The following is a 23,527-nucleotide window of genomic DNA, read 5'->3' as shown; positions in this document are numbered from 1 at the left end:
CGCACAATGGAATTCGTTCCGGCCGTCGGGGCGTTCCTACTGGCGAGTAGGTTCCGAAATGCCCTGATCCGGACAAGAAACCGCACGTCGGGGCCCAGTCCCGCTCAGCGAGACCGGCAGGCTCACGGACGTGACCACCCGATAGCGCTCGGCCGGATGCACGTGCACCCCCACGGCCTCGAGCAGGTCGTCCATGTCGAAATGACGATGGGTCACCACCAGTGCGGCGCTACCTTTTTCGACACCCAGTGCCGTTGCGGCAGCGGCCGGTACCTCGGCCGCCGACACCTCCTGGGTGATCCGCTGCCGGATCAGATTGACGATGTCGAAGCGGCCGGACATCAGCATCTGCCGATGCGGCAGATCCGCTCGCAGATACAGCTCACTCCAGCAGGGCGGCGGCCCCGACGACTCACGCAGCTCACGCACACCCGAGACGCAGAACCATTCCGATCCCACCGCGACACCCAGCCTGTCCGCCAATCCCCGGTCCGCGACAAGAACATTCGAGACCGGACGCCGGATCCGTGTCCGCTGCACGAACGCCAGCAACTCCGCACGGCCGGCGACGAAGGCGTGGTAGCCGTCCGCCGGGGACGGCGCGGTGACCGTGGTGCCCGCGCCGCGCCGACGGGTGATGATCCCGGCATCCTCGAGATGTCCCAGCGCCTGCCGCACGGTGCCCCGGGACAGGGAGCGACTCGCGCACAGTTCGAGCTCGGTGGGCAACCGGTCGCCCACCCCGAACTCACCCGCACGGATCCGCGCGATCAACTCCTGAGCGAGGAGCACGTGCTGCGGATCCGGCACGACACCTCCGCTTCCGGCGCTTGCCGTCGCACTCGCTGCCCTCACCCCGAAAAGAGTGCTGAGCTGCGAAAACGACGGTACTGGACATTGTCTGTACAAACTCGCGTCCCGACAATCTAGGACACGTTTCTCAGTTCCACAAGGGTTTCCCGGAAATCTGCGCCGCCGGTACGAATGCCGCTGGGAGAGCAGCGAACACCGGATTGCCCGAATCCTTGTGTGACGCCCGTCTCGCCCGCTAGAGTCCGTTTCTGCAACGGACCGCGCGGCGTGCAACGCCATGGCCGTCAGCACTCGGCGACCGGGCACTCCGCCCTGTCGGATGCCCGAGATATCAACTCGATCAGGCGGACGGGACCTACGAAACCCGTACCGGCAGCGCGGGCGCCAACCCCCAACCGTGGAGGTTCTTCATGAACAAGTATTCGAGGAGAGTCAGCCGGATGCTGGCGATGGTCGCCATCGGCGCAGTCGCTCTCACCGGCTGCGCCAGCAACGGCGGCAGCGAGGAGAGCTCGTCGTCCGGCGGTGCGACGACGACGGCCTTCGGCATCCTGGGCGACCAGGGCGACGGCGGCACACCGGTCGCCGGCGGCACCCTCAGCTACGCCACCTACGCCCCCGTCACGAGTCTCGACCCGACCGTCACGCAGCCCGCGGGCGCGACCGGCGGCTCCGAGATGGCCGCGGTGTACGACGTGCTGGTCCGCTACGACACGCAGAGCCAGACCTTCGAGCCGCAGCTGGCGAAGTCGTTCGAAGAGAGCGCCGACCACCTGACGTGGACGCTGAAGCTGCGTGACGGCGTCACGTTCAGCGACGGCACCCCGCTCGACGCGAATGCCGTCGTCGCGAGCATCAACCGCTACAACCAGCGGCGCGGCGCCAACTCGCAGGTGTACACGCAGATGGTCAAGAGCACCGAGGCGAAGGACGGATCGACCGTCGTCTTCACGCTCAACCAGCCGTGGCGCACCTTCCCGGCGATCCTGTCGTTCGGTCACGGCATGATCGTGGCGCCGTCGGCGCAGCAGGGTGACAAGTTCACCCCGATCGGTGCCGGCCCGTTCACCGTCGTCAGCCTGGCACCGCAGCAGGAGCTGCAGCTCAAGGCCCGCCAGGACTACTGGGGCGGCGCACCGAACCTCGAGGGCCTGAAGTTCGTCGCGATCAACGCCGAGCAGCCCAAGATCGATGCCCTCAAGACCAACGGCGTCGACATGATCTACCTGCGCAACGCCGAGACGGTGAATGCGGCCAAGGACGAGTTCCCCGGCTACATCGAGACCGTGAGCATGTCGATGGTCGGCCAGCTCAACAACGCGGAGGGACGCCCGGCCTCGGATCCGCGGGTCCGCCAGGCGATCGCGTACGCCGTGGACCCCGAGGTCCTGAACCAGCGGGCGCGTAACGGGCAGGGCATGCCCGGCACCGACCTGTTCCAGCCGTGGTCGATCTGGCACGGCGAGACCGACGGCATCACCCCGGACGCCGCGAAGGCCAAGGAGCTCGTCGAGCAGGCGAAGGCCGACGGTTTCAACGGCAAGATCACCTACGTCGGTGTCAACGAGCCCAACGCCCAGCAGATCGCGCTGGCCGTGCAGGCGCAGCTCAACGCCGTCGGTTTCGACGTCGTGCTGGAGAACACCAGCAACATCACCGACATGGTCAAGCGGCTGTACGTCGACCGCAACTACGACGTGAGCTTCGGCGCCTACAGCATCTCGGACGTCGCACCCGAGATCCGGCTGTTCAGCTCGCTGTCGAGCACCTCGACCAACAACATCCTCGGCTACAAGAACCCGAAGATGGACGAGCTGCTCGGCAAGGTGCTCTCGGCACCGGACGAGACCGCCAAGCGTGCCGCCATCGACGAGATCCAGCAGCTGGTGAACACCGATCAGCCGTTCCTGGCGTGGGGTGCCGGCACCAACTTCGTCGCGTGGAACGACAACGTGTACCGCGTGAACCCGACCGTCGACGGCATGATGCTGTTCGACAAGGCGTTCAAGAAGTAACGCGACACCGCATCACCCACGAAGGCCCCGCCACTCGAGAGTGGCGGGGCCTTCTGCCGTGATGACGGCTACCCGGTCACGGACGCCGGCGCCGGCTGCGCACCGCGGACGAGACGCCCCGGCAGCGCCCCGGTGTGTGCGCCGTGCTCGAACACCACCTCGCCGGCGACGACCGTCGCGACGTATCCCGACGCGGTCTGCATCAGCCGCCGCCCGCCGGTGGGCAGGTCGTAGCGCACCTCGGGACGGTGGGCCTGCAGCCGGTCGAAGTCGATCACGTTGAGGTCGGCGCGGTAACCGGGCCGCACCTGTCCGCGGTCGAGCAGCCCGACGACTGCGGCAGTGTCGGCGGTGTGCCGCTTGACCAACCATTCGACCGGGAACCGGTCGCCGCGGCGGCGGTCCCGGCCCCAGTGCGTCAGCAGGGTCGTCGGGAAACTGGCGTCGCAGATGGCGCCGCAGTGGGCACCGCCGTCGCCGAGCGCCGGGACGGTGTCGGTACGAGCCAGCATCTCCCCGACCGCGTCGAGATTGCCGGCCGCATAGTTGAGCATCGGGAAGTACAGCAGGCCGTGCCCGTCGCCGGACGTCATCGCGTCGTACGCCACCGCGGCCGGATCGGCGCCGACCCGCTCCGCGAACGCCGCCACCGAATCCTCCGGCCCCGGCTCGTAGTTCGGCGGATCGCCGAGCAGGTACACCTGATCGAAGCGGGTCGAGAGCCGAGCGACGAACTCACTGTCGGTGACCGGGCTCTCGGCCAGGATCGCCGCACGGACCTCGGGGCGTCGCAACTGTTCGACCCGTTCGGCCGGCGGCAGGTCCGCGAACGCCGCGTAGCTCGGGTACGCCATGAACGGATGCCAGCTCAGCTCCCAGCCCAGGACGACGCCGACCGCACGCGGTGCCACCTGACCGGTGATCGGGACACCGTGTCGCGCAGACGCGTCCGCGAGCCCACCCAGCAGGCTCCGCCACTTGTCCGGCGCCCGGTCGCTCTGCACGATCGACACCGACATCGGACGCCCGGACGCCTCGGCGATCGCGCGCACGAACTCCATCTCCTCGGGCTCGTCGAGGAAGTCGGAGACGAGGTCGACGACCCCGGCACCCGCCTGCGCGAGTCCGCGGGCCAGATCGGTCAACTCCTGTCGGGACGCCGTGAGGCTCGGGGTCGGTTCACCGGTGGACGTCTTGTGCGCCGTCGTGCGCGACGTGGACCAGCCGAGAGCGCCGGCCTCGACCGCTTCGGCGACGAGGTCGCGCATCCGGGCCGATTCTGCGTCGGTCGGCCGGGTGAGGTGGTCGCCGCCCCGCGGACCCATCACGTAGGTGCGCAGCGCACCGTGCGGGAGCTGGGCCGCGAAGTCGATCGCGTGCGGGGTGTCGATGGCGTCGAGGTATTCGGGGAAGGTTTCCCAGTTCCACGTCATCCCTTCCGCCAGAACACTTCCCGGGATGTCCTCGACACCCTCCATGAGGCCGATCAGCCAGTCGCGCCGGTCCGCCTCGACGGGTGCGAACCCGACGCCGCAGTTGCCCATCACGACGGTGGTGACGCCGTGCAGAGACGACGGTGTCAGCAGCGGATCCCAGGTGACCTGCCCGTCGTAGTGAGTGTGGATGTCGACGAATCCGGGGGTGACGAGCAGTCCGGCGGCGTCGATCTCGCGTCGTCCGGTGCCGGGAACGTCCCCGACCGCGGTGATGCGACCGTCGTCGACCGCGACGTCCGCGGCGCGCGGCGGCGCACCGGTCCCGTCGATCACCCGCCCGCGGCGGATCACCAGATCGTGTACATGTGCCCGGTCCGTGGAATCACCTGTTGCCATGGACTGAAATGTAACTCTAGCGTCGGCCCATGACAACGGGAGCGATCCACTCGTCGGGAATCGGATCACCTTGTGGCAGTGGGAACAACGAGTTCCCACCCACCTACGAGGTGGTCGTGGTCGGGGCCGGTTTCGCGGGCCTGTACGCGCTGCACAGTCTGCGCCGGCGTGGGCTGTCGGTGCGCCTGTTCGAGGCCGAGGACGGGGTGGGTGGCACGTGGCTGCGGAACCGTTACCCAGGCGCGCGCTGCGACGTGGACAGCGCCGACTACTCGTACTCGTTCGACGATGCCCTGCAACAGGATTGGGTGTGGACCGAGCGATTCCCGGCGCAGCCGGAGATTCTGCGCTACCTCGAGCACGTCGCCGACCGGTTCTGCCTGCGCGAGGACATCACGTTCGGCACCCGGGTGACGTCGGCGCATGTCGACGACGCCACCGGGTGGTGGACGCTCCGCACCGATACCGGTGGACGTGTCGACACGGTGACGGCCCGTTGGACGATCATGGCGACCGGCGCACTGTCCGCCGCCCGGATTCCCGATATTCCGGGCCTGGACACGTTCACCGGCAGCGTCTTCCACACCTCGGCGTGGCCGGCGGGCGACGTCGACTTCACCGGCCGGCGGGTCGGCGTGATCGGCACCGGATCGTCCGGGGTGCAGGCGATCCCGGTGATCGCCGAGCAGGCCGAACGGCTGACGGTGTTCCAGCGCACGCCGGGGTTCGTCGTCCCGGCCCGCAACCGGCCGCTCGACCCCGGTGAGCTCGACGCGATCAAGGCCGACTATCCGGCGCGGCGGCAGCGGCTGCGCGAGTCGCACGGCGGCTGGACGATCGCTCCTCCGGTCGGCCTCGCCCGCGAAACCGCCCCCGAGGTCCGCGACAAGGAGTACGAGGGCCGCTGGGCGGCAGGTGGTATCGGCTTCCAGAACACGTTCGGCGACATCATGCTCGACGCCGATGCCAACGAGACCGCCGCCGAGTTCGTGCGCACCAAGATCCGGGAGACGGTCGGCGATCCGGCCACCGCCGAGACTCTGTGCCCGCGGGGCTACCCGTTGGGTGCGAAACGGCTGTGCATCGGCACCGACTACTACGAGACCTACAACCGCGACACCGTCGACCTCGTCGATGTGCGGGCCGACCCGATCCGGGAGATCGTCCCGGCCGGGATCCGTACCGAGACGGGGGTCCGCGATCTGGATGCGATCGTGTTCGCCACCGGATTCGACGCGATGACCGGCGCCCTGGATGCCGTCGACGTCCGCGGGCGTGGCGGTGTCCCGCTGCGCGCGGTGTGGCGCGACGGCCCGCGCACCTATCTCGGGGTCGCGGTCGCCGGTTTCCCCAACCTGTTCCTGATCACCGGGCCGGGCAGTCCGTCCGTGCTGTCCAACGTCGTGGTGTCGATCGAGCAGCACGTCGAATGGGTGATCGGGTTCCTCGACCACCTGCGCGCGACCGGCGCCCGGATCGCGGAGGCGACGCGGCCGGCGCAGGACGACTGGGGCGACCACGTCACCGGTATCGCCGCCGGCAGCCTCTACCAGCAGGCCGACTCCTGGTACCTGGGCGCCAACGTGCCCGGCAAACCACGCATCTTCCTGCCCTACCTCGGTGGGGTGGGCGCCTACCGGGCGCTGTGCGACCGGATCGCGGACGACGGGTACCGGGGATTCACCACAACCGCCGATCTCGGGTAGATCCGACGTGGTTACATGGAGGTCGAGCTCGCTGTCCGTGACGAACCGTCGTTGGGAGATGCGCTGTGACCACGTCCGAGAACCCCCCGGAGCCGACTGCCCCGGACATCAAGCCGCGGAGCCGGGACGTCACGGACGGGCTCGAGAAGACCGCGGCCCGCGGGATGCTCCGTGCGGTCGGCATGGGCGACGACGACTGGGGTAAACCGCAGATCGGGATCGGGTCGTCGTGGAACGAGATCACCCCGTGCAATCTGTCGTTGGATCGGCTGGCGCAGGCCGCGAAGGAGGGGGTGCACGCGGCGGGCGGGTTCCCGCTCGAGTTCGGCACGATCTCGGTCTCGGACGGCATCTCGATGGGCCACGAGGGCATGCACTTCTCGCTGGTGTCGCGGGAGGTGATCGCCGACAGTGTCGAGACGGTGATGCAGGCCGAACGTCTCGACGGTTCGGTGCTGCTCGCCGGCTGCGACAAGTCCCTGCCGGGCATGTTGATGGCCGCGGCACGTCTGGATCTGGCGAATGTGTTCCTGTATGCGGGGTCGACGCTGCCGGGTGTGGCGAAACTGTCCGACGGCAGTGAACGCGAGGTGACGATCATCGACGCGTTCGAGGCGGTCGGCGCGTGTGCACGCGGGCTGATGAGCCGAGCGGACGTCGACGCGATCGAGCGCACCTTCTGCCCCGGCGAGGGTGCGTGCGGCGGCATGTACACCGCGAACACGATGGCGTGTGTGTCCGAGGCGCTGGGTATGTCGCTGCCGGGCAGTGCCGCCCCACCCGCGTCGGACCGGCGCCGGGACCACTACGCGCGGCGCAGCGGCGAGGCCGTCGTCGAACTTCTCCGGCGGGGCATCACGGCCCGCGACATCCTGACGAAGGATGCGTTCGAGAACGCGATCGCGGTGGTGATGGCCTACGGCGGATCCACCAACGCGGTGCTGCACCTGCTGGCGATCGCCCACGAGGCGGAGGTCGATCTGACCCTCGACGACTTCACCCGGGTGGGCCGGAGGGTGCCGCACCTCGCGGACGTCAAACCGTTCGGCCGCCACGTGATGCTCGACGTCGACCGCCAGGGCGGCGTCCCGGTGCTGATGAAAGCACTGCTCGACGCCGGTCTGCTGCACGGCGACTGCCTCACCGTCACCGGGCGGACGGTCGCGGAGAACCTCGCGGAGATCGACCCACCGGATCCGGACGGCAAGGTGCTGCGGACCCTCGCCGACCCGATCCACCCGACCGGCGGCATCACGATCCTGACGGGCACGCTCGCGCCCGGCGGGGCGGTGGTCAAGTCCGCGGGATTCGACGATTCGGTGATACACGGCACCGCACGGGTTTTCGACCGCGAACGGGCCGCCCTCGACGCCCTCGAGAACGGCACGATCACCGCCGGGGACGCGGTCGTGATCCGCTACGAGGGCCCCAAGGGTGGTCCGGGTATGCGGGAGATGCTGGCGATCACCGCCGCGATCAAGGGTGCCGGTCTCGGCAAGGACGTCCTGCTGCTCACCGACGGCCGCTTCTCCGGCGGCACCACCGGGCTGTGTGTCGGGCACGTCGCCCCCGAGGCCGTCGACGGCGGGCCGATCGCGTTCGTCCGCGACGGCGACCCGATCCGGCTCGACGTCGCGTCCGGCACGTTGGATCTCCTGGTCGACGAGAAGGAGCTCGCCACCCGCCGTGGCGGGTGGGAGCCCCTGCCTCCGCGCTACACGCGCGGCGTCCTGGCCAAGTACACCAAGCTCGTCGGGTCCGCCTCCGACGGTGCCGTGTGCGGGTGACCCGCCGGCACCGCCGGAAGCCGGATCAGATGGGTCGGAATCCGGCCCCCACCCCGCCGCTCGCGTTGATGTTGTCGATGATCGGCTGCATGTTCGTGCCCAGTTCGGGGCCGAGGCACGCCACCCCGAGGTAGGCGTTCACCATCGCCACCAGCGTGGTGCCGACGACGACCGGGGACCCGGAATCGCCCTCTATGACGCACATCTGCGTCCACGTCTCCTGGCTCTGCAGCAGATCACCCCACACCACACCGCACGTGTGCCCGGTGGTGCGACCCTGCTTGCAGGCGACCGCCGGGAACTGTGCGGGCTGCCCGATGTTCGTGACCGTGACCTGGCCGATGGTGTTCACCGGTGTCACCTTCGCCGGATCGAACTCGATCACCGCGTAGTCGTAGTCGTGGTTGGAGACCGCGAAGCGGCCGATGACCCCGGCGTCGGGGTCGGCTTCGGAGACCACCGGCCAGCCGGCCTCCCCGCAGTGGCCGGCTGTGAGGCCGACGAGGCGACCGGCATTGTCGTGCCCGATCGTGGTGAGCGTGCATTCGTACTTGTCGTCGATCACGATTCCGGAACCGCCACCCATGACCGCTTTGGCTGGTGCGGCGGTCGCGGTTCCTATCCCGACGGTGGCGGCGATCATCGCCACCACCGCGAACAGCAAGGAAAGTCGTCGGAGCATGTTGCCCTCCCGGTTTGGCAATGAGAATGTGCCACCGGCAACTCTCCCACCCGGGTATCACCCGCCGGGCAGGCTTGATCCGATCGTCACCGAATCGCCGACCCCGACGCCTACCTCAGTGCTTCGAGTGCCCGACGTGCGTCCTCGAGTTCCTTCGCCAAAGCGGCAACCCGCTGCTCGGCAGCGTCCCGAGCTGCGGAAATGACCGATTGGACGGCGTCGAGGGCCCCCGGTTCCCCGAGTTCGCGCATCGCCCGATCGACGGCGTCCGGGCTGACCGGAACCGCCTTGCTCGGCCGTTTCGCACCGTGCGCGACGGTGACGGTCCACTCGTTCTCCGGGCCGGCGTGGATCGTGACGCTCACCCCGCCCTGCGGCTTGCGGGGCCGACGCGGCGCCGGGGCGGGAGCCGGCTCGGCCGGCTGCACGGGGGCTGCCGGAGCCACCGGCCGCATCGGGGCTGCCGTCTTCACAGGGGCCGGCTTCACGACGGCCGGCTTCACGGGGGCGGGGGCGGGCTTGCGGGCCGGGGCCTTCGCGGGCGCGGCCGGTTCGGGGGCCTTGCGGTTCATGCGCAGTTCCTCCGCCTCGAACGGCAACTCGTCGTCGACTCCCTTGGGCCGGATGAGCACCGTATTACCGTCCACCGACACGACTTTCGCGGAGCAGCCGGCCTCGATCCCGAGGCTGGGCATCGCGTCCCGCAGATAGACGGTGACGCGTCTGCCCTCGGCCAGGGCCGCAGCCAGCGTCTCGAGATTGTCCGCGGTGAGGTGTTCCGACGATCCGGAACGGCTGCGGGGCGGCATGATGGGGTTCCTCCTGACACATACGGGCGTCTTGCATCGGTCACTGTCCCACAGACCTCCGACAGTCGTTCCGGGTCACGGCGTCCGGCTACAGTTCCGGACGGATCCACCACACGATCGTCGTCGCGAAGGGGAAGCGCCGTGGAACTGTCCGAGCACCTCGATCCGGCCGTGCTCGGCCTGATCCAGTCCGAGGTGGAGCAGACGCTGCTCGGCGGGCCCCGCCGCTACACCCGTGACCAGATCGCGGACCTCGCCGGGATTCCGCTCGAACGCGCGCAGCGACTGTGGGTGTCGATGGGTTTCGCCGTCGACGCGGACACGGACGCCGTCATGTTCACCGACGCCGACGCCGACGCACTGCGACTGCTGGTGGCGTTCGTCGACGGCGGCGCACTCGCCCCCGACGCCGCTGTCGCGGCCACCCGTGCGCTCGGACAGTCGATGTCGCGTCTCGCCGAATGGCAGGTGGCAGTTCTCAATTCGCACCTGGCCGACGGTCTGGCCGCGGCGCACGAGCAGGCCGGAACCGTCGACGAGGACTCGCTGCGCGCCGCCGTCGGCACCCTCACCTCCGGGATGCTGCCGACGGTCGAGGCGCTGCAGACGTACGTGTGGCGGCGGCACCTGGCCGCTGCCACCGCCCGCCGGTCCGGGAGTGTCGGGGAGGACACCGCACACCGCACCCTCGTCGTCGGGTTCGCGGACATGGTCGGGTACACGAGCCTGACCCGCCGGATCCGTGTCGACGAACTCAGCGCGCTGCTCGAGGAGTTCGAGTCGCGCACCACCGCGGTGATCACGCAGGGCGGCGGCTGGGTGATCAAGAACGTGGGCGACGAGGTGATGTTCGCGGCCGAGCACGCGTCCGACGCCGCCCGGATCGCGCTCGCCCTGCAGGAGGTGGCACGCACCGACCCGGACCTGCCGGACCTGCGGATCGGGCTCGCGCTCGGCCCGGTGCTGGTGCGGTTCGGCGACCTGTTCGGCGCGGTCGTCAACATCGCCGCCCGGCTCACCAGCGCGGCCAAACCGGGAACCGTACTGGTCGACGCCGATCTCGCGGACGCGCTGCGTGACGTCGACGGCCTGTCGCTCCGGTCGCTGCGACCGCTGCGGGTCCGCGGCTACAACCGGCTGCGGGCGTTCGCGGTCCGGGCGACGACCGCACGCTGACGGTCCGCGGCCCGGGCCGTCAGGAAGTCGTCGACGATCCGCACGCACGCATCCGAGCCGAGCGGCGTGAACGTCGCGAGCCGGGTGAAGACGAGCGGGCCGACGAGTTGGGCGAGCGCGAGGTCGTAGTCGAAGTCGAAGTCGCCGAGCAGTTCCTTCGCCTCGTCGCTGCCGAGTACCCGGTCGAACGCGACCCGGTACTGGACGACGACGTGCTCGCGCAGCGACCGGAACTCCGGGCGGTCCGTGGCACCGGCGGGCCCGGGGGCGCCGTCGTCGAGTACCGGCCCCATGCCCAGCCAGCACAGCGCGGTGACGTGCATCGGCGCGTCCTCGATCATCCGCGCCTGCACGGTGAGCAGTGCGATCAGCTGCTCGCGCAGCCCCCCGGGCAGCGGCGTCTCGGGGGCCGGGGCGATCAGCTTCCCGAATGCGGCGGCCACGAGTTCGGTACCGCTGTCGAAGTTCCGGTACAGCGTCGCGCGGGCCACCTTCGCGAGTTTGGTGACGGCATCGATCGTGACGGCCTCGGTGCCGCCCTTCACGAGCAGTGCCGTCGCCGCGTCGAGCAGCCGTGCCCGTGACCGCGCCCTGCGCGGGTCCCGCTGCGCCGCATCCACGTCCGAACTCATCCGTCACCGCCTGCCTGCGAAACCGTCAGTTCATTTACGATACCGTCAGTCTCGTTTTCTGCAGTCCCGCTCCCCACGACGGAGGCCCGCATGAATCGCACCCCGACCGGACGTGCCGAGCGGATGACCCGCGGCCAGATCTGGACGCTGACGGTGGCGTGCGGCGCGGTCGCGCTCGTCGTCGCCGCGATGGCCGCGCTCAACACCGCACTGGCCGACCTCGCCCGCGACACCGGCGCCACCCAGTCGCAGTTGACCTGGATCGTCGACGGCTACACCCTCGCGCTCGCATGCCTGCTGCTGCCGTCCGGCGCGCTCGGCGACCGCTACGGACGACGCGGACTGCTCGTGATCGGACTCGCGGTGTTCGCGGCCGCGGCCGCGGCCCCGGTGCTCTTCGACTCGCCCACCGCGATCATCGCGGCCCGCGCCGTCGGCGGCGCCGGCGCCGCGCTCGTCATGCCGGCGACACTGTCGATCCTCACCGCGAACTTCCCCGCCGAACGACGATCCAAGGCCGTCGGCATCTGGTCGGGTGTCGCCGGCTCCGGCGGCATCGCCGGTCTCATCGGGTCCGGGTTGCTGCTCGAACAGTGGTCGTGGCGAGCGATCTTCATCGGCCTGGCTGCCGCGTCGGCGGTGCTGTTCGTGGCGGCGTTCACGGTGCCGTCGTCGCGGGACGACGAGTCGTTCGTGTTCGACGTGCGCGGCGCCGTGCTCAGCGCCGTCGCGATCGGCCTGTTCGTCCTGGGCATCATCGAGGCGCCCGGACGTGGGTGGCTCGATCCGTGGGTGCTCGCCGCGATCGTCACCGGTCTCGGTGCCGCGGTCGTGTTCGTCGCGGCCGAGGCCCGCACCGCGCATCCACTCCTCGACGTCCGGTTGTTCCGGAACCGCACGTTCGGGGTGGGTGCCGCCTCGCTGACGCTGCAGTTCCTCGCGACGTTCGGCCTGTTCTTCCTGATCATCCAGCATCTGCAGTTGGTGCTCGGCTATTCGCCGCTGCAGTCCGCACTGGCCCTCGCCCCGATCGGTGTCGTGGTGCTCGCGCTGTCGATCGCGGCGCCGTGGATCATCCCGTGGACCGGGCTGCGGTTCCTCACCGTCACCGGGCTGGCCGTCATGGGTGTCTCGCTCGTACTGATGGGGCAGCTCGACGCCGGCAGCTCGTACCGGGACGTCGCGATCCCGCTCACCGTCGCCGCGATCGGCCTCGGCCTGTGCACGGCACCGGCCACCACTGCGATCGTCGCGAACACTCCCACCGCACAGCAGGGTGTCGCGTCGGCCGTCAACGACGCGGCCCGCGAGATCGGGGCCGCGATCGGTGTCGCCCTCGCCGGCAGTGTGCTCGCCGCCGGCTACGGCCGGGAGATCCGGCCGGTCGTCGACGTCGCCCCCGCCCCCGCGAAGGGGCCGGTGTCCGACTCGCTCGCCGCCGCCCTCGAGGTGGCGAAACTCGGTGGGGCGCAGGGTGAGCAACTCGCCGATTTCGCGAAGGTGGCGTTCCTGCAGGGCATGCAGGAGGCGTCGATCGTCCTCGGCGGGGTCATGCTCGTCAGCGCCGTCGCACTCGGTCTCTGGTCGCCGGGGGGACGCGGGATCGCGGCACTGTGCGAGGACGACGAACCGGTGACCGTCAGCGCCGGCGAGTAGCCCGCGGGATCGGCACCGGAACAGCATCGAGCAGTTGCCGCGTGTAGTCCTCCCGGGGCGTGCGGTAGATCTGCTCCACCGTCCCGGATTCGACGACGGCCCCGGCCCGCATCACCAGCACCCGGTCGGCGATCACCTCGATGAGCGCCAGGTCGTGGCACACGAACAGGTACGCCAGCCCGAGTTCCTCCTGCAGATCCCGCAGCAGGTTGAGCACCTGGGCGCGCACCGAGACATCCAGGGCCGCAACGGGTTCGTCGCACACGATGAGTTTCGGTTCCAGGGTCAACGCGCGGGCGATCGCGACCCGCTGCAACTGCCCTCCGGACAACTCCGCCGGATAGCGTCCGAGATACCGCGAACCGATGCCGACCTTGTCGAGAAGTTTCTCCGCCCGTCGACGTCGGGCACTCCGGTCGAGGTCGGTGTGCACGATCAGCGGTTCGATCACCGCATCCGCGACGGTCATCCGCGGGTCGAGCGAGGAGTGCGGGTCCTGGAAGATCATCTGCATGCCGCGCCGGAGCTGCCGCAGCCGGGCCGGTGTCGCGGCGCGCACGTCCTCGCCGTCGAAGACGATTCCGCCGGTGTCGGCCTCGATCAGCCGCAGCACCATCCGCCCCACCGTGGACTTGCCGGCCCCGGATTCCCCGACGACGGCGAGGCATTCACCGGCGTCGAGGGTGAAGGACACGTCCCGCACGGCGTGCGTCCACCCGGTGCGCCGACCGAGGACGTCGCGGCGGGTGGAGAACGACTTCGACAGGCCGGTCACGTCGAGCAGGGTCATGGCTCGTCCACTCCTCGCAGGTCCAGGTCGGTCACCCGCAGGCAGCGGGCGGCACGGTCGGCGGTGGTGTCGGTCAGGGCCGGGTGCACGGTGTCGCACAGTCCGGCGCGGGCGTGCGGGCAGCGGTCGTGGAAGTGGCAGCCGGCCGGCCACTCCCCCGCGGCCGGAATGCGTCCCGGGATCGCGGTCAGCCGCCGGTCGCCGCCGAGTCCGGGGTGCGGGATCGACGACAGCAGGCCCGACGTGTACGGATGCTGCGGGCGGAAGAAGACGTCGTCGGCGCGACCGTCCTCGACGACCTCGCCGGCGTACATGACGACGACACGTTCGCACAGTTCGGCGACCACCCCGAGGTCGTGGGTGACGAACAGCAGCGCCACCCCGGTCTGCTCCTGCAGGTCCCGCAGCAACTGCAGGATCGTCTCCTGCACCGTGACATCGAGGGCGGTGGTGGGCTCGTCGGCGATGAGCAGCCGCGGATTGCACGCCATCACCATCGCGATCATCACCCGCTGGCACATGCCGCCGCTGAACGCGTGCGGGTATTCGCGCACCCGCTCGGCGGCCCGGGGGATCTGCACCAGCTCGAGCATCTCGACGGCCCGGGCCATCGCGGCCCTGCGGTCGAGACCGAGATGCTTGCGGACGGATTCGGCGATCTGGTCGCCGACCGTGTAAGCGGGGTTGAGGCTGCGGATGGGCTGCTGGAAGATCATGCCCATGCCGCTGCCGCGCAGCGACCGCCACTGTTTCGGCGGCAGGGCCGTCAGGTCGCGTCCGTCGAATTCGACGCTGCCGCGGGCGATCCGGCCGCCGGTGTCACCCGTCAACCCCATCACCGCGAGCGACGAGACGGTCTTGCCGGATCCCGATTCGCCGACCAGGGCGACGGATTCGCCGGCGGCGACGTCGAACGAGACGTCCTGCACGGCGGTGACCCAGTCCTTGCGGCCGGCCCGGAACTGGACCGTCAGGTCCCGCACCCGCAGCAGCGGGCCGGCCGAGCCGATACCGGGACCGTCGGGACGGGTGAGTGTGTCAGTTGCTGCCATTGCGGCTCCTCGTCAGGGTCCGGCGAACCCCGTCGCCGAGATAGGTGAACGCGAGCACCGTCAGGAAGATCATCACGCCGGGCGGCCACACCAGGTACGGGGCGAGTTGCATGTTCGACGCCGCCGTCGACAGCATCGACCCCCAGCTCGCGGCCGGCGGTTTCGCGCCGAGCCCGAGGAAACTCAGGCTGGCCTCCGCGGCGACCGCGGTGCCCAGCGACACCGAGATGACCAGCACGATCGGGGGCATCACGTTCGGCAGGATGTGTCGGACGATCGTGCGGGACGTGCTGCAGCCCAACGCGACCGACGCCTCGATGTAGGTGTCGCCGCGCACGTCCATCGTCGATGCCCGCGCCACCCGGTAGAAGCGGGGCGCCATCACCAGACCGACCGCGAACATCGCGGTGGTGATACCGGAGCCGAGGACCGCGACGATCGTGATGGCCAGCACCAGCGACGGCGCACTCATCAGGGCGTCCATGATGCGGGTCGAGACGGTGTCGACCCAGCCACCGCGGTAGCCGGCGATCACGCCCAACGGCAGGCCCAGCACCAACGCCAGGACGACGGCCTGCAACGACGCCTGCAGCGACACCCGCGCACCGAAGATCAACCGGCTCAGCACGTCCCGGCCGTAGTCGTCGGTGCCCAGCCAGTGCGCCGACGACGGCGGCTGCAGCCGGTTCACGACGTCCTGCGCGTACGGGTCGTACGGGGCCAGTAGCGGCGCGAAGAGCGCGGTCAGGATCAGCGCGAGCACGAAGACACCCGCGAGCACCGTCACCGGACGGTTGCGGACGAACCCCCACACGCGTGCCGGTACACCCGAGTGTTCCTGTGGCTGTGCGGTTGTCGGCTGTGTGGTCGTCATGCGCGCACCTTCGGATTGAAATAGCCGTACGAGATGTCGACCAGCAGGTTGACCAGCACCACCACGCACGTGGTGAACAGGACGAACCCGAGCAGCACCGGAACGTCGTGGTTCTGCACGCTGTTGACGGCGAGGCTGCCCATGCCCGGCATGCTGTAGATGATCTCGATGGTCACCGCGCCGCCGAGGACCTCCGCGACCCGGAACCCGAGGACCGTCACCACCGGGATGCACGCGTTCTTCAGACCGTGCTTGAGGACGACGCTGGCCTGCCCGAGACCGCGTGCCTTGGCGTTGAGGATGTAGTCGCTGCCCAGCACCTGTCCGAGGGAGGACCGCAGTTGCAGCGTCACCTCCGCCGCCGGCAGCAACGCGAGCGCCACACCCGGCAGCACCAGATGCTGGAACCACGGCACCACCCCGTCGGACAGTGGCACGTACCCGAACGCCGGGAAGATCTGGTTGGACACCGCGAACAGCGACACCAGCACCAGACCGAACCAGAACGCGGGGATCGCGATCGCGACCGACGCGATCACGTTGACGGCGCGGTCCACGACACCACCGGGCCGCAGCGACCCCAGCACGCCGAGGACCACCCCGATCACCACGGCCAGCACCATTGCGAACCCGACGAGGGACAGCGTCGTCGCCATCCGCCGCACCAGCAGTTCGCTCACCGTCTGGTTCGACAGCAGCGACGTCCCGAGGTCGCCGTGCAGGACACCGCCGACCCAGTCGAGGTACCGCACGAACACGTTCTGGTCGAGGTTCAGGGACGCCCGCAGCTGCGCGAGCCGCTCCGGGGTCGCCTCCTCCCCCGCCAGGATCACCGCCGGATCACCGGGCGCCAGGTCGATCAACAGGAAGATCAGCAGTGGCACGATCAGCAGCAGGGGAATCGCCGCCAGCAACCGCCGGCCCGCGTAACGCAACATGGTCGGCTCCCCCGCGCTACTTCGTCATCCCGACGTGCCGCAGATCGAAGATCCCGAGGTTGACCCACGGCATGTCCTCGGCACCGGTCACCTTGGGCGACGAGACGGTGACGTTGGTCTGGTTGCAGATCGGCACGAACATCGCCTCCTGCAGCGTCAGATCCCAGATCCGGTTGTACAGCGGCGCCCGCTCGTCCTGCGAGAGAGTGGGATTCGCGGCCTTCGTGACCAGTTCCGTGATCTGCGGATTGCCGTTCGCCAGATCGTAGGGGCCGGTGACGAACGTGGCGGCGGTCTCGGCCGGGTCGACCTTGGGGCTGAAGCTGCCCGCGACCATCGACTGGAAGTCGCCCGCGATGTAGCGGGGCTCGTTCTGGGTGTTCGGGACCGGGTTGAGCTCGGCCTCGATACCGGCCTGCGACAGCGCCGACTGGATGACGTTGGCGGGTTTCTCGGTGTTGGTGCCGGCCGCGAACGTCAACTGCACCTTCGCGCCGCCGGCCTGCTGGACGAGGCTCTTGGCCTTGTCGAGGTCGTACCCGTAGGGGTACCGGTACGACTCGTCCCGCGACCAGCTACCCGCCGGATACAGCTGACGGCTCGGGGTGCAGGTGCCGGAGAACAGGGCACTGATCGCCTCCGGGTCGATGGCCGACGCCACCGCCTGCCGCACCTCGGGTTTCGCGAGGTCGCCCTGCGACCGCATGTACACCCCGAGGACGTTGCGGAACGGCACCTCGGTGACGGCGACGGTCCCCGACTTCCCGAGGCTGCCCGCCTCGACGACCTCGTTGGCCGAGCTCACCCAGCTCAGGTCGGTGGCACCGGTCTTGATGCCGTTGAGCCGGGTGCTCGCATCGGTCACCCACTCGAACTTCATGCCGGCGAGCTTGCCGGCCTCGGGATCCCAGTTGGCGCCCTCCGCGCGGGCGAGCGTCACCGATTCCTCCGGCACGTAGGCACTGACGACGTAGCCGCCGGACCCGGCGAGTCCCGGATTGTTGCGCAGATCGGCACCGTCGGCGATCGCCTTGGGGCTGACCATCATTCCCACGTTGGAGCTGAACACGCCGGGCAGGTCGACACCGGTTCCCGGTGCCAGACGCAGACGCACGGTGCGGGCGTCGACGACGTCGACACCGGTGATGTTCTTCAGCGCGGCCGTGACCGTGCTGCCCTCCATCGTCTGCCCGCGCCGGATGTTCGCGGCGACGGCATCGGCGTCGAACGGCGTCCCGTCGTGGAAGGTGACACCGTCGCGCAGCGTCAGTTCCAGGTACGAGCCGTCCGGCGCGAACTGCCAGGACTCGGCCAGGCCGGGTTCGAGGTTCCCGTCGGCATCGACGACGGTGAGCCGGTCGAACACCGGTGTGAGGTAACCCCATCCGCCGTAGCTGGTCTGCAGGTAGGGGTCGAGGTTGCGGGTCGGTGCCGCGGCCGTCACCCGCAGGACGGCCGCCGGGTCGAGTTCGCCGGTCGGGCCGCCCGACGCCGTCGACGACGACGCACCGCCACCGCACGCCGTCAACACCACCGACGCGGCCGCGGCCAGCGCCAGCGCCTGCGACGCGCGGATCATCGTGTTCCTCATGCTGTGTCCTCCCGAGCAGCCGCGATCGGACGACCGACCGCGGGTACGCACAATCCGGTATCGAGTAGTAGGCGGCGGAGCACCTACCCGACTGACAACCAGTTCGGACGGTTCACGCCGATAGCGGAGAGCCTCAGCGGCACCCTCCGAAAACCAAGCAGCAGAGCGCAATCGAGCGCTTGCTCGGCCGCTGCGAGAACCCTAACAGAAGCAAACGTTAGATGTGTGACAAGTCACATCACTACCCGCCGGTATCTTTCGCGGCTTCACGGGAGGGGGAAATTCGCCGCACTCGGCGCCACCCCGCCCCGACAGCTGAAGGGTCCCTTCGTGCGCCTGTGGCGAACAAAGGGACCCTTCAGCTGAACGGAGGGGCCGTCACGCGCCGGGAAACTCACCGTTGCCACTGTGACGGCGGCCATTGTATGGTTCAGCTAACAGTAACCATCAGTCACATACAGATGGCGTGCCGCGCCCGCGGCCGTGGCAGAACGAGGGGTAGTCATGACCACTGCGACTCCGTCGACTCGCACAGCTCCGCCGGTGTCCGATCGTGAGGAGACGGCACGCCGGCTGCTGGCGTCGTCGGCCCGTAAGTCGTACGACCCGATGGTCGAGGTGGACTGGTCCGCGCCGCTGCCGGACGACAAGTTCGGTCTCACCCCCGAGTGGAGCACGCTGTACGGCACCGCGATGTGGGACGAAATGACCGACGCGCAGAAGATCGAACTCACCAAGCACGAGGCCGCGAGTGTCTCGAGTGTCGGCCTGTGGTTCGAGATCCTGCTCATGCAGATGCTGCTGCGCGACGTGTACGGCCGCGACAAGCATTCGCGGCACGTCCAGTTCGCGCTCACCGAGGTGGCCGACGAGTGCCGCCACTCGGTGATGTTCGCCCGCGCCGGCGAGAAGTTCGGGATGCCCGACTACGGTCCGATCCCGTTCATCCACAAGGCTGGACGACTGTGGGGCGGTTTCTTCCGCGGCGCCAACGCGTATGCGAGCGTGATGGCGGCCGAGGAGATCCTCGACATGATGCAGCGCGACTTCATGAAGGACGAGCGCGTCCAACCGATCACCCGCACCGTCAGCAAGATCCACGTTCTCGAGGAAGCGCGGCACATCCGCTTCGCCCGCGAGGAGGTCGGACGCCGCCTCCAGGGCGCGAGCCGGGCCCGCCTCGCCGTCGAACGCATCAACACCGCGGCGGTCGTCTACTTCGTCATGAAGTCCATGATCCACCCGGACGTCTACGCCAACGCCGGTATCGACAAGGACCGCGCCGTCGCGGCCGCCCGCACCAACAAGCACCACCACGACAAGATCCGCACGTCCGGCGCGAAGCTCATGAGCTTCCTCGACAGCGTCGGCCTGGTCGGCGGCCCGTCGAAGGTGCTGTACAAGAAGGTCCACCTGCTCTGAGGGGCAGGATCACGGCGCGACGTGCGCGGCGCACGAGGTGGGGAGGCCTCGGGTTCCGCGCACGTCGCGTTTTCGATCCGGGATCAGCCCCAGCGCGACTGGCCGCCGTCGAGCGGGATGGTGGCACCGGTGAGGTAGCCGGCGTCCTCGCCGACGAGGAAGACCACGGCGCGGCCGATGTCGGTTTCGGCGTCGCCGATGCGACGCAGCGGGATACCGGCCTTGAACTCCTCGGCCTCCTCCGGGAAACGATTGATCCACCCCTCGAGGGCGGGAGACATCGCATGCGGTGCAACGGCGTTGACGCGGATGCCGTCGATGCCCCATTCGCAGGCGGCGGCGCGGGTCAGCGAACGCATACCCTCCTTGATGGCGCCGTACACGCCGTAGTTGCTGGCGTCCCAGCGCACCGCCGCGGACGTCACCAGGTTGATGATCGATCCGCCGCCACGTTCCTTCATCGACGGGTGACACGCGCGCATCAGGCGCAGCGTGGCCAGCGGACCGGTCGCGAACGACCGCTCGAAGTCCTCGTCCTTGACCGCGAGCAGCGGCGACGGGCCGCCGTCGTTGGCGTTGTTGACGAGGATGTCGATGCCACCGAAGTGGGCGACGGCCTGCCCGACGGCGCTGTCGATGGCGTCGACGTCGGTGACGTCGCACGTGATGGCGAGCGCCTTCCCGCCGAGCGCCTCGACCTGCTCGACCGTGGTGACGAGCTTGGACGCGGTCCGTCCGAGCGCCGCGATCGCGACGCCCTCCTTGGCGAGCGCGAGCGCGATACCCTGCCCGATGCCCTGACCGGCGCCCGTGATCAGCGCGACCTTGCCGTCCAGCTTGCCCATGTGTACTCACTCTCGAGATCTTGTGAACTGGGAAGACCTGGTGCTGGAGGTCTCCAATCGACTATTCTTGACCAAGCATTTGCTTGTGGCGAGTGTTTTCGCAAAATTGGCGTCGGAAACTTTTCCGAACACGGACGATCCTCGTGGCGCGGGGGTTGCATCACGACAGAAAGGCAGTTCGCATGAACTACCCGAATCCGATCGACTTCACCGGTCGCGCAGTCATCGTCACCGGCGGCACCAAGGGCATCGGCTACGTCATCGCCGAACACTTCCTGCAGGCCGGTGCCGACGTGCTGGTGTGCGCCCGCAACGAGCCCGAGCAGCTGCCCACCGTCGACGGTCGCACCGCCGCCTTCCGCGCCGTGGACGTCCGCAACCCCGACGACGCCACCGCACTCGTACAGGACGCCGTCGACCGCTTCGGCCGCCTCGACATCATGGTCAACAACGCCGGCGGCTCCCCCGACGTCGACGCCGCCACCGTGTCGCCGCGGTTCACCGAGAAGATCGTCGCCCTCAACCTGCTGGCCCCCGCCTACATGGCGCAGGCCGCGAATCTCGTGATGCGCGAACAGGAGACCGGCGGCGCGATCGTCAACATCGGCAGCGTCTCCGCGCACCAGCCGCAGCCCGGCACCGCCGCCTACACCGCCGCGAAGGCCGGCCTGCTCGCCCTCACCAAGGCCCTGGCCCTCGAGTGGGCGCCGAAGGTGCGCGTCAACCACATCACCACCGGCCTGATCCGCACCGAAGCCGCAGCCACCGTGTACGGCGAGGACGGCGGCGCCGCCGTCACCCGCACCCTGCCCATGGAACGCATGGCGGTGCCGTCGGACATCGCGAAGGCCTGCCTGTTCCTGTCGTCCGACCTGTCGTCGTACGTCAACGGCGCCGACATCGCCGTCCACGGCGGCGGCGAATACCCGGCCCGCTACATGGCGACGCACCCCGAACTCTGATCCTCCCCGCTCACGGCCGAATGTCACACACGTTCAGTTGGACTGAACGCGTGTGACATTCGGCCACCACAGCGGTTGCTACTTCGCGATCCACGCCTCGTCGAGCAGCAGGATGCCGTCGAGACTCGGGTCGACACCGTGGACGGAACGGTCCCAGCCGACGAACGCCTCGGTGGCGCCGAGGTTCACGAACGGGACCTGCTCGTTGACGAGGGTCTGCAGCTTCCCGAACGCCTGCACCTTGTCATCGCGCGAGGTGGCCGACTGGATCGCGTCCAGGGCCGCATTGATCTCCGGCGAGTTCACACCGCTGATGTTGTTGGTCGACGTGCTGTCGACCGCACTGTAGAGACGGATCTCCGGGGCCGCGTCGAACAGGCTGATCGCGCCGTAGCCCAGGTCGAAGTCCTTGTCGACGTACAGCCGCTTGACCATGTCGGTCGCGCTGGGCACGTACTCGATCGTCACATCGAAGCCGACGGCGTTGAGCTGCGCCTGGATCGCGAGCGCGTTCGCCTGCGAATTCGGTTCCGCGATCGACAGATACGTGGCCTTGCCGTCGTAACCGTCGGCCTTCGCCGCCTCGAGCAACTCCCGCGCCTTCGCCGGATCCGGTGCGATGCCGGGGACGTCACCGTGCCACTGCGACCAGTCCTGGAAGATCACCGAGCCGGGCATGCCCTCACCGCCGCGGGCCCGCTGGTCGACCACTGCGGGATCGACCGCGGAGGCGATCGCCTGACGGACCCGCACGTCCGAGCCGGCATGGCCGGGACGCTGGTTGATCTGCAGGACCTGACCGAGGCTCACCGGGTCGACGTAACCGGGGAACTGCCCCTTCGCGGCGTTGACGGTGTCGGAGTTGCGCAGGTAGATCATGTCGACGCCACCGGACTGCAGGGTGTCGATCTTGGGCTGATCGCCCTGGATGTTGACGATCTTGACGGCATCCAGGTTCGGACGGCCGTCCCAGTAGTCGTCGCGGGCCACCAGTTCGATCGATTCGGGCGGGTTGAACGCACCCAGCGTGAACGGCCCGGCACCGATCGGCGTGAACTTGCCGTCCGGACCCTCGGCCGCCGGGGCGGTCACCATGCCGTGCCCGAACGTGAACATCGCCGGGAACGCGCTCCACGGATCGGTCAGCGTGAACGTCACGGTGTCCGGGGCGGTGGCCTCCGTCTTGGAGACGGCCGCGATGTACAACTGCGAGTAGGCGCTCTTGTTCCGGTTCACCCGGTCGATGCTCGCCACGACCGCGTTCGCGTCGAACGGCGTTCCGTCACTGAACGTCACACCGTCGCGCAGCTTCATCGTCCAGGTGAGCCGGTCCCCGCTCTCCTCCATGGACTTCGCCAGGTGCGGCACGAACTCGTTCGTCGCCGAATCGTGCCGGATCAGTAGGTCGTAGATCGCGGCCATCTCGGTGCCGCCGGTGGTACCGGCGACCTGGGTGCGGGCCGGATCCAGGCTCGCCGGCATCGAGTACGCCGCATACGTCAACGTCCCGCCGGACTGGACGGGCCCGCCGTCGCCCTGGTCCCCGATGATGCGCGCCGCACCCGACCGGGTGGATCCGTCACTGCCGCCGTCGGCGCTGCCCGAGGCGCAGCCCGTGACCAGCACTGCACTGGCACACGTGGCAACAACCGCCACACCGAACCGCCGACCGAACGTTCGTCTCGTCAACCGTCAACCCTCCGTGAATGTGTCGAACACACGATGACCCCACCGCACGCCCGAGGCGTGCATCGTCCGCGCCTGATCGTGGGTGCCTCATCGTATAGGCACGAACATGCAAGGCGCGCAGTGAATCACGAATATCGATCAAACGTTCGTCCCGATTCCGACCCTGCCGTAGCGCGGTACGAACATCGATCACACCCATGTGTCGCCGGTCACATTCGAGTGCTGTAGCCTCTCCACAATCCACTTGAAACGGGCA

19 protein-coding genes are annotated in these 23,527 nt (G+C 68.9%); 7 read left to right on the top strand and 12 right to left on the bottom strand.

Annotated elements, in window-relative coordinates:
• Nucleotides 1-36: 36 nt before the first annotated feature.
• Nucleotides 37-810, bottom strand: a complete 774-nt coding sequence (locus tag E0497_RS02025) for a GntR family transcriptional regulator (protein WP_241665657.1) — start codon at nt 808-810, stop codon at nt 37-39.
• Between the two features lie 413 nt (nt 811-1,223).
• On the opposite strand from E0497_RS02025, the gene E0497_RS02020 reads away from it, so the two are divergent.
• Nucleotides 1,224-2,828, top strand: coding sequence for an ABC transporter substrate-binding protein (locus tag E0497_RS02020; protein ID WP_137723088.1), 1,605 nt, complete (start codon nt 1,224-1,226; stop codon nt 2,826-2,828).
• Nucleotides 2,829-2,896: 68 nt separating this feature from the next.
• Here E0497_RS02020 and E0497_RS02015 read toward each other — a convergent pair whose 3' ends face one another.
• Nucleotides 2,897-4,660 (bottom strand): N-acyl-D-amino-acid deacylase family protein, encoded by a 1,764-nt coding sequence (locus E0497_RS02015; RefSeq protein WP_137723087.1) that lies wholly within the window; start codon nt 4,658-4,660, stop codon nt 2,897-2,899.
• A 29-nt stretch (nt 4,661-4,689) separates the two neighbouring features.
• Here E0497_RS02015 and E0497_RS02010 point away from each other — a divergent pair, with 29 nt between their 5' ends.
• Together E0497_RS02010 and ilvD are read left to right on the top strand one after the other, a co-directional pair.
• On the top strand, nt 4,690-6,366 hold the full coding sequence (locus tag E0497_RS02010; protein WP_137723086.1) for a flavin-containing monooxygenase: 1,677 nt from the start codon (nt 4,690-4,692) through the stop codon (nt 6,364-6,366).
• 65 nt (nt 6,367-6,431) lie between these two features.
• Nucleotides 6,432-8,153: a dihydroxy-acid dehydratase gene (gene ilvD, locus E0497_RS02005; RefSeq protein ID WP_137723085.1), complete on the top strand. Its 1,722-nt coding sequence runs from the start codon at nt 6,432-6,434 to the stop codon at nt 8,151-8,153.
• Nucleotides 8,154-8,178: 25 nt separating this feature from the next.
• On the opposite strand, the gene E0497_RS02000 is transcribed toward ilvD, so the two are convergent.
• Together E0497_RS02000 and E0497_RS01995 are read right to left on the bottom strand one after the other, a co-directional pair.
• Nucleotides 8,179-8,835: a S1 family peptidase gene (locus tag E0497_RS02000; protein WP_137723084.1), complete on the bottom strand. Its 657-nt coding sequence runs from the start codon at nt 8,833-8,835 to the stop codon at nt 8,179-8,181.
• Nucleotides 8,836-8,945: 110 nt separating this feature from the next.
• A complete protein-coding gene (locus E0497_RS01995; protein WP_137723083.1) occupies nt 8,946-9,644 on the bottom strand; it encodes a DUF6319 family protein in 699 nt (232 codons plus the stop codon).
• 141 nt (nt 9,645-9,785) lie between these two features.
• On the opposite strand from E0497_RS01995, the gene E0497_RS01990 reads away from it, so the two are divergent.
• Nucleotides 9,786-10,820 (top strand): adenylate/guanylate cyclase domain-containing protein, encoded by a 1,035-nt coding sequence (locus E0497_RS01990; RefSeq protein ID WP_137723082.1) that lies wholly within the window; start codon nt 9,786-9,788, stop codon nt 10,818-10,820.
• Here the strand turns inward: E0497_RS01990 and E0497_RS01985 are convergent.
• Nucleotides 10,772-11,452, bottom strand: a complete 681-nt coding sequence (locus E0497_RS01985; protein WP_170312831.1) for a TetR/AcrR family transcriptional regulator — start codon at nt 11,450-11,452, stop codon at nt 10,772-10,774. The genes E0497_RS01990 and E0497_RS01985 overlap by 49 nt on opposite strands.
• 90 nt (nt 11,453-11,542) lie before the next feature.
• On the opposite strand from E0497_RS01985, the gene E0497_RS01980 reads away from it, so the two are divergent.
• The gene (locus E0497_RS01980) at nt 11,543-13,108 is read left to right on the top strand and encodes an MFS transporter (RefSeq protein WP_137723081.1); all 1,566 of its coding nucleotides are present in this window, start codon (nt 11,543-11,545) and stop codon (nt 13,106-13,108) included.
• Here E0497_RS01980 and E0497_RS01975 read toward each other — a convergent pair.
• From E0497_RS01975 to E0497_RS01955, 5 genes are read right to left on the bottom strand one after another with little or no spacing between them, the layout of a single operon-like run.
• Nucleotides 13,092-13,898, bottom strand: a complete 807-nt coding sequence (locus E0497_RS01975) for an ATP-binding cassette domain-containing protein (protein WP_137723080.1) — start codon at nt 13,896-13,898, stop codon at nt 13,092-13,094. The two genes, E0497_RS01980 and E0497_RS01975, sit on opposite strands and share 17 nt — an antisense overlap.
• The gene (locus E0497_RS01970; RefSeq protein ID WP_137723079.1) at nt 13,895-14,950 is read right to left on the bottom strand and encodes an ABC transporter ATP-binding protein; all 1,056 of its coding nucleotides are present in this window, start codon (nt 14,948-14,950) and stop codon (nt 13,895-13,897) included. The genes E0497_RS01975 and E0497_RS01970 overlap by 4 nt, the downstream gene beginning before the upstream one ends.
• The gene (locus E0497_RS01965) at nt 14,937-15,824 is read right to left on the bottom strand and encodes an ABC transporter permease (RefSeq protein ID WP_137723078.1); all 888 of its coding nucleotides are present in this window, start codon (nt 15,822-15,824) and stop codon (nt 14,937-14,939) included. The genes E0497_RS01970 and E0497_RS01965 overlap by 14 nt, the downstream gene beginning before the upstream one ends.
• Nucleotides 15,821-16,762 (bottom strand): ABC transporter permease, encoded by a 942-nt coding sequence (locus E0497_RS01960; protein WP_137723077.1) that lies wholly within the window; start codon nt 16,760-16,762, stop codon nt 15,821-15,823. The genes E0497_RS01965 and E0497_RS01960 overlap by 4 nt, the downstream gene beginning before the upstream one ends.
• 16 nt (nt 16,763-16,778) lie before the next feature.
• The gene (locus tag E0497_RS01955) at nt 16,779-18,353 is read right to left on the bottom strand and encodes an ABC transporter substrate-binding protein (RefSeq protein ID WP_137723076.1); all 1,575 of its coding nucleotides are present in this window, start codon (nt 18,351-18,353) and stop codon (nt 16,779-16,781) included.
• A gap of 504 nt (nt 18,354-18,857) precedes the next feature.
• On the opposite strand from E0497_RS01955, the gene E0497_RS01950 reads away from it, so the two are divergent.
• Nucleotides 18,858-19,775, top strand: coding sequence for an AurF N-oxygenase family protein (locus E0497_RS01950; RefSeq protein WP_137723075.1), 918 nt, complete (start codon nt 18,858-18,860; stop codon nt 19,773-19,775).
• An 83-nt stretch (nt 19,776-19,858) separates the two neighbouring features.
• On the opposite strand, the gene E0497_RS01945 is transcribed toward E0497_RS01950, so the two are convergent.
• Nucleotides 19,859-20,620: an SDR family NAD(P)-dependent oxidoreductase gene (locus E0497_RS01945; protein WP_137723074.1), complete on the bottom strand. Its 762-nt coding sequence runs from the start codon at nt 20,618-20,620 to the stop codon at nt 19,859-19,861.
• 182 nt (nt 20,621-20,802) lie between these two features.
• On the opposite strand from E0497_RS01945, the gene E0497_RS01940 reads away from it, so the two are divergent.
• The gene (locus E0497_RS01940) at nt 20,803-21,582 is read left to right on the top strand and encodes an SDR family oxidoreductase (RefSeq protein ID WP_137723073.1); all 780 of its coding nucleotides are present in this window, start codon (nt 20,803-20,805) and stop codon (nt 21,580-21,582) included.
• Nucleotides 21,583-21,660: 78 nt separating this feature from the next.
• Here the strand turns inward: E0497_RS01940 and E0497_RS01935 are convergent, their stop codons facing one another.
• On the bottom strand, nt 21,661-23,208 hold the full coding sequence (locus E0497_RS01935; RefSeq protein WP_241665656.1) for an ABC transporter substrate-binding protein: 1,548 nt from the start codon (nt 23,206-23,208) through the stop codon (nt 21,661-21,663).
• Between the last annotated feature and the right edge of the window lie 319 nt (nt 23,209-23,527).

Origin of the sequence: Prescottella subtropica, assembly GCF_005434945.1 — a bacterium.
In the GTDB taxonomy this organism is placed as follows: domain Bacteria; phylum Actinomycetota; class Actinomycetes; order Mycobacteriales; family Mycobacteriaceae; genus Prescottella; species Prescottella subtropica.
Note: the sequence above shows the minus strand (reverse complement) of the source record. Positions and strands in the feature narration are given on the sequence as shown.

Excerpts from the sequence above, each read along its gene's own strand:
- E0497_RS01985 (WP_170312831.1), bottom strand. The coding sequence starts at position 11,452 with ATGAGTTCGGACGTGGATGCGGCGCAGCGGGACCCGCGCAGGGCGCGG.
- E0497_RS02000 (WP_137723084.1), bottom strand. The coding sequence starts at position 8,835 with ATGCTCCGACGACTTTCCTTGCTGTTCGCGGTGGTGGCGATGATCGCC.
- E0497_RS01950 (WP_137723075.1), top strand. The coding sequence starts at position 18,858 with ATGACCACTGCGACTCCGTCGACTCGCACAGCTCCGCCGGTGTCCGAT.
- E0497_RS01945 (WP_137723074.1), bottom strand. The coding sequence starts at position 20,620 with ATGGGCAAGCTGGACGGCAAGGTCGCGCTGATCACGGGCGCCGGTCAG.
- E0497_RS01970 (WP_137723079.1), bottom strand. The coding sequence starts at position 14,950 with ATGGCAGCAACTGACACACTCACCCGTCCCGACGGTCCCGGTATCGGC.
- E0497_RS01955 (WP_137723076.1), bottom strand. The coding sequence starts at position 18,353 with ATGAGGAACACGATGATCCGCGCGTCGCAGGCGCTGGCGCTGGCCGCG.
- E0497_RS01940 (WP_137723073.1), top strand. The coding sequence starts at position 20,803 with ATGAACTACCCGAATCCGATCGACTTCACCGGTCGCGCAGTCATCGTC.
- E0497_RS02020 (WP_137723088.1), top strand. The coding sequence starts at position 1,224 with ATGAACAAGTATTCGAGGAGAGTCAGCCGGATGCTGGCGATGGTCGCC.
- E0497_RS01960 (WP_137723077.1), bottom strand. The coding sequence starts at position 16,762 with ATGTTGCGTTACGCGGGCCGGCGGTTGCTGGCGGCGATTCCCCTGCTG.
- E0497_RS02015 (WP_137723087.1), bottom strand. The coding sequence starts at position 4,660 with ATGGCAACAGGTGATTCCACGGACCGGGCACATGTACACGATCTGGTG.
- E0497_RS02010 (WP_137723086.1), top strand. The coding sequence starts at position 4,690 with ATGACAACGGGAGCGATCCACTCGTCGGGAATCGGATCACCTTGTGGC.
- E0497_RS01975 (WP_137723080.1), bottom strand. The coding sequence starts at position 13,898 with ATGACCCTGCTCGACGTGACCGGCCTGTCGAAGTCGTTCTCCACCCGC.
- E0497_RS01980 (WP_137723081.1), top strand. The coding sequence starts at position 11,543 with ATGAATCGCACCCCGACCGGACGTGCCGAGCGGATGACCCGCGGCCAG.
- E0497_RS01965 (WP_137723078.1), bottom strand. The coding sequence starts at position 15,824 with ATGACGACCACACAGCCGACAACCGCACAGCCACAGGAACACTCGGGT.
- E0497_RS01995 (WP_137723083.1), bottom strand. The coding sequence starts at position 9,644 with ATGCCGCCCCGCAGCCGTTCCGGATCGTCGGAACACCTCACCGCGGAC.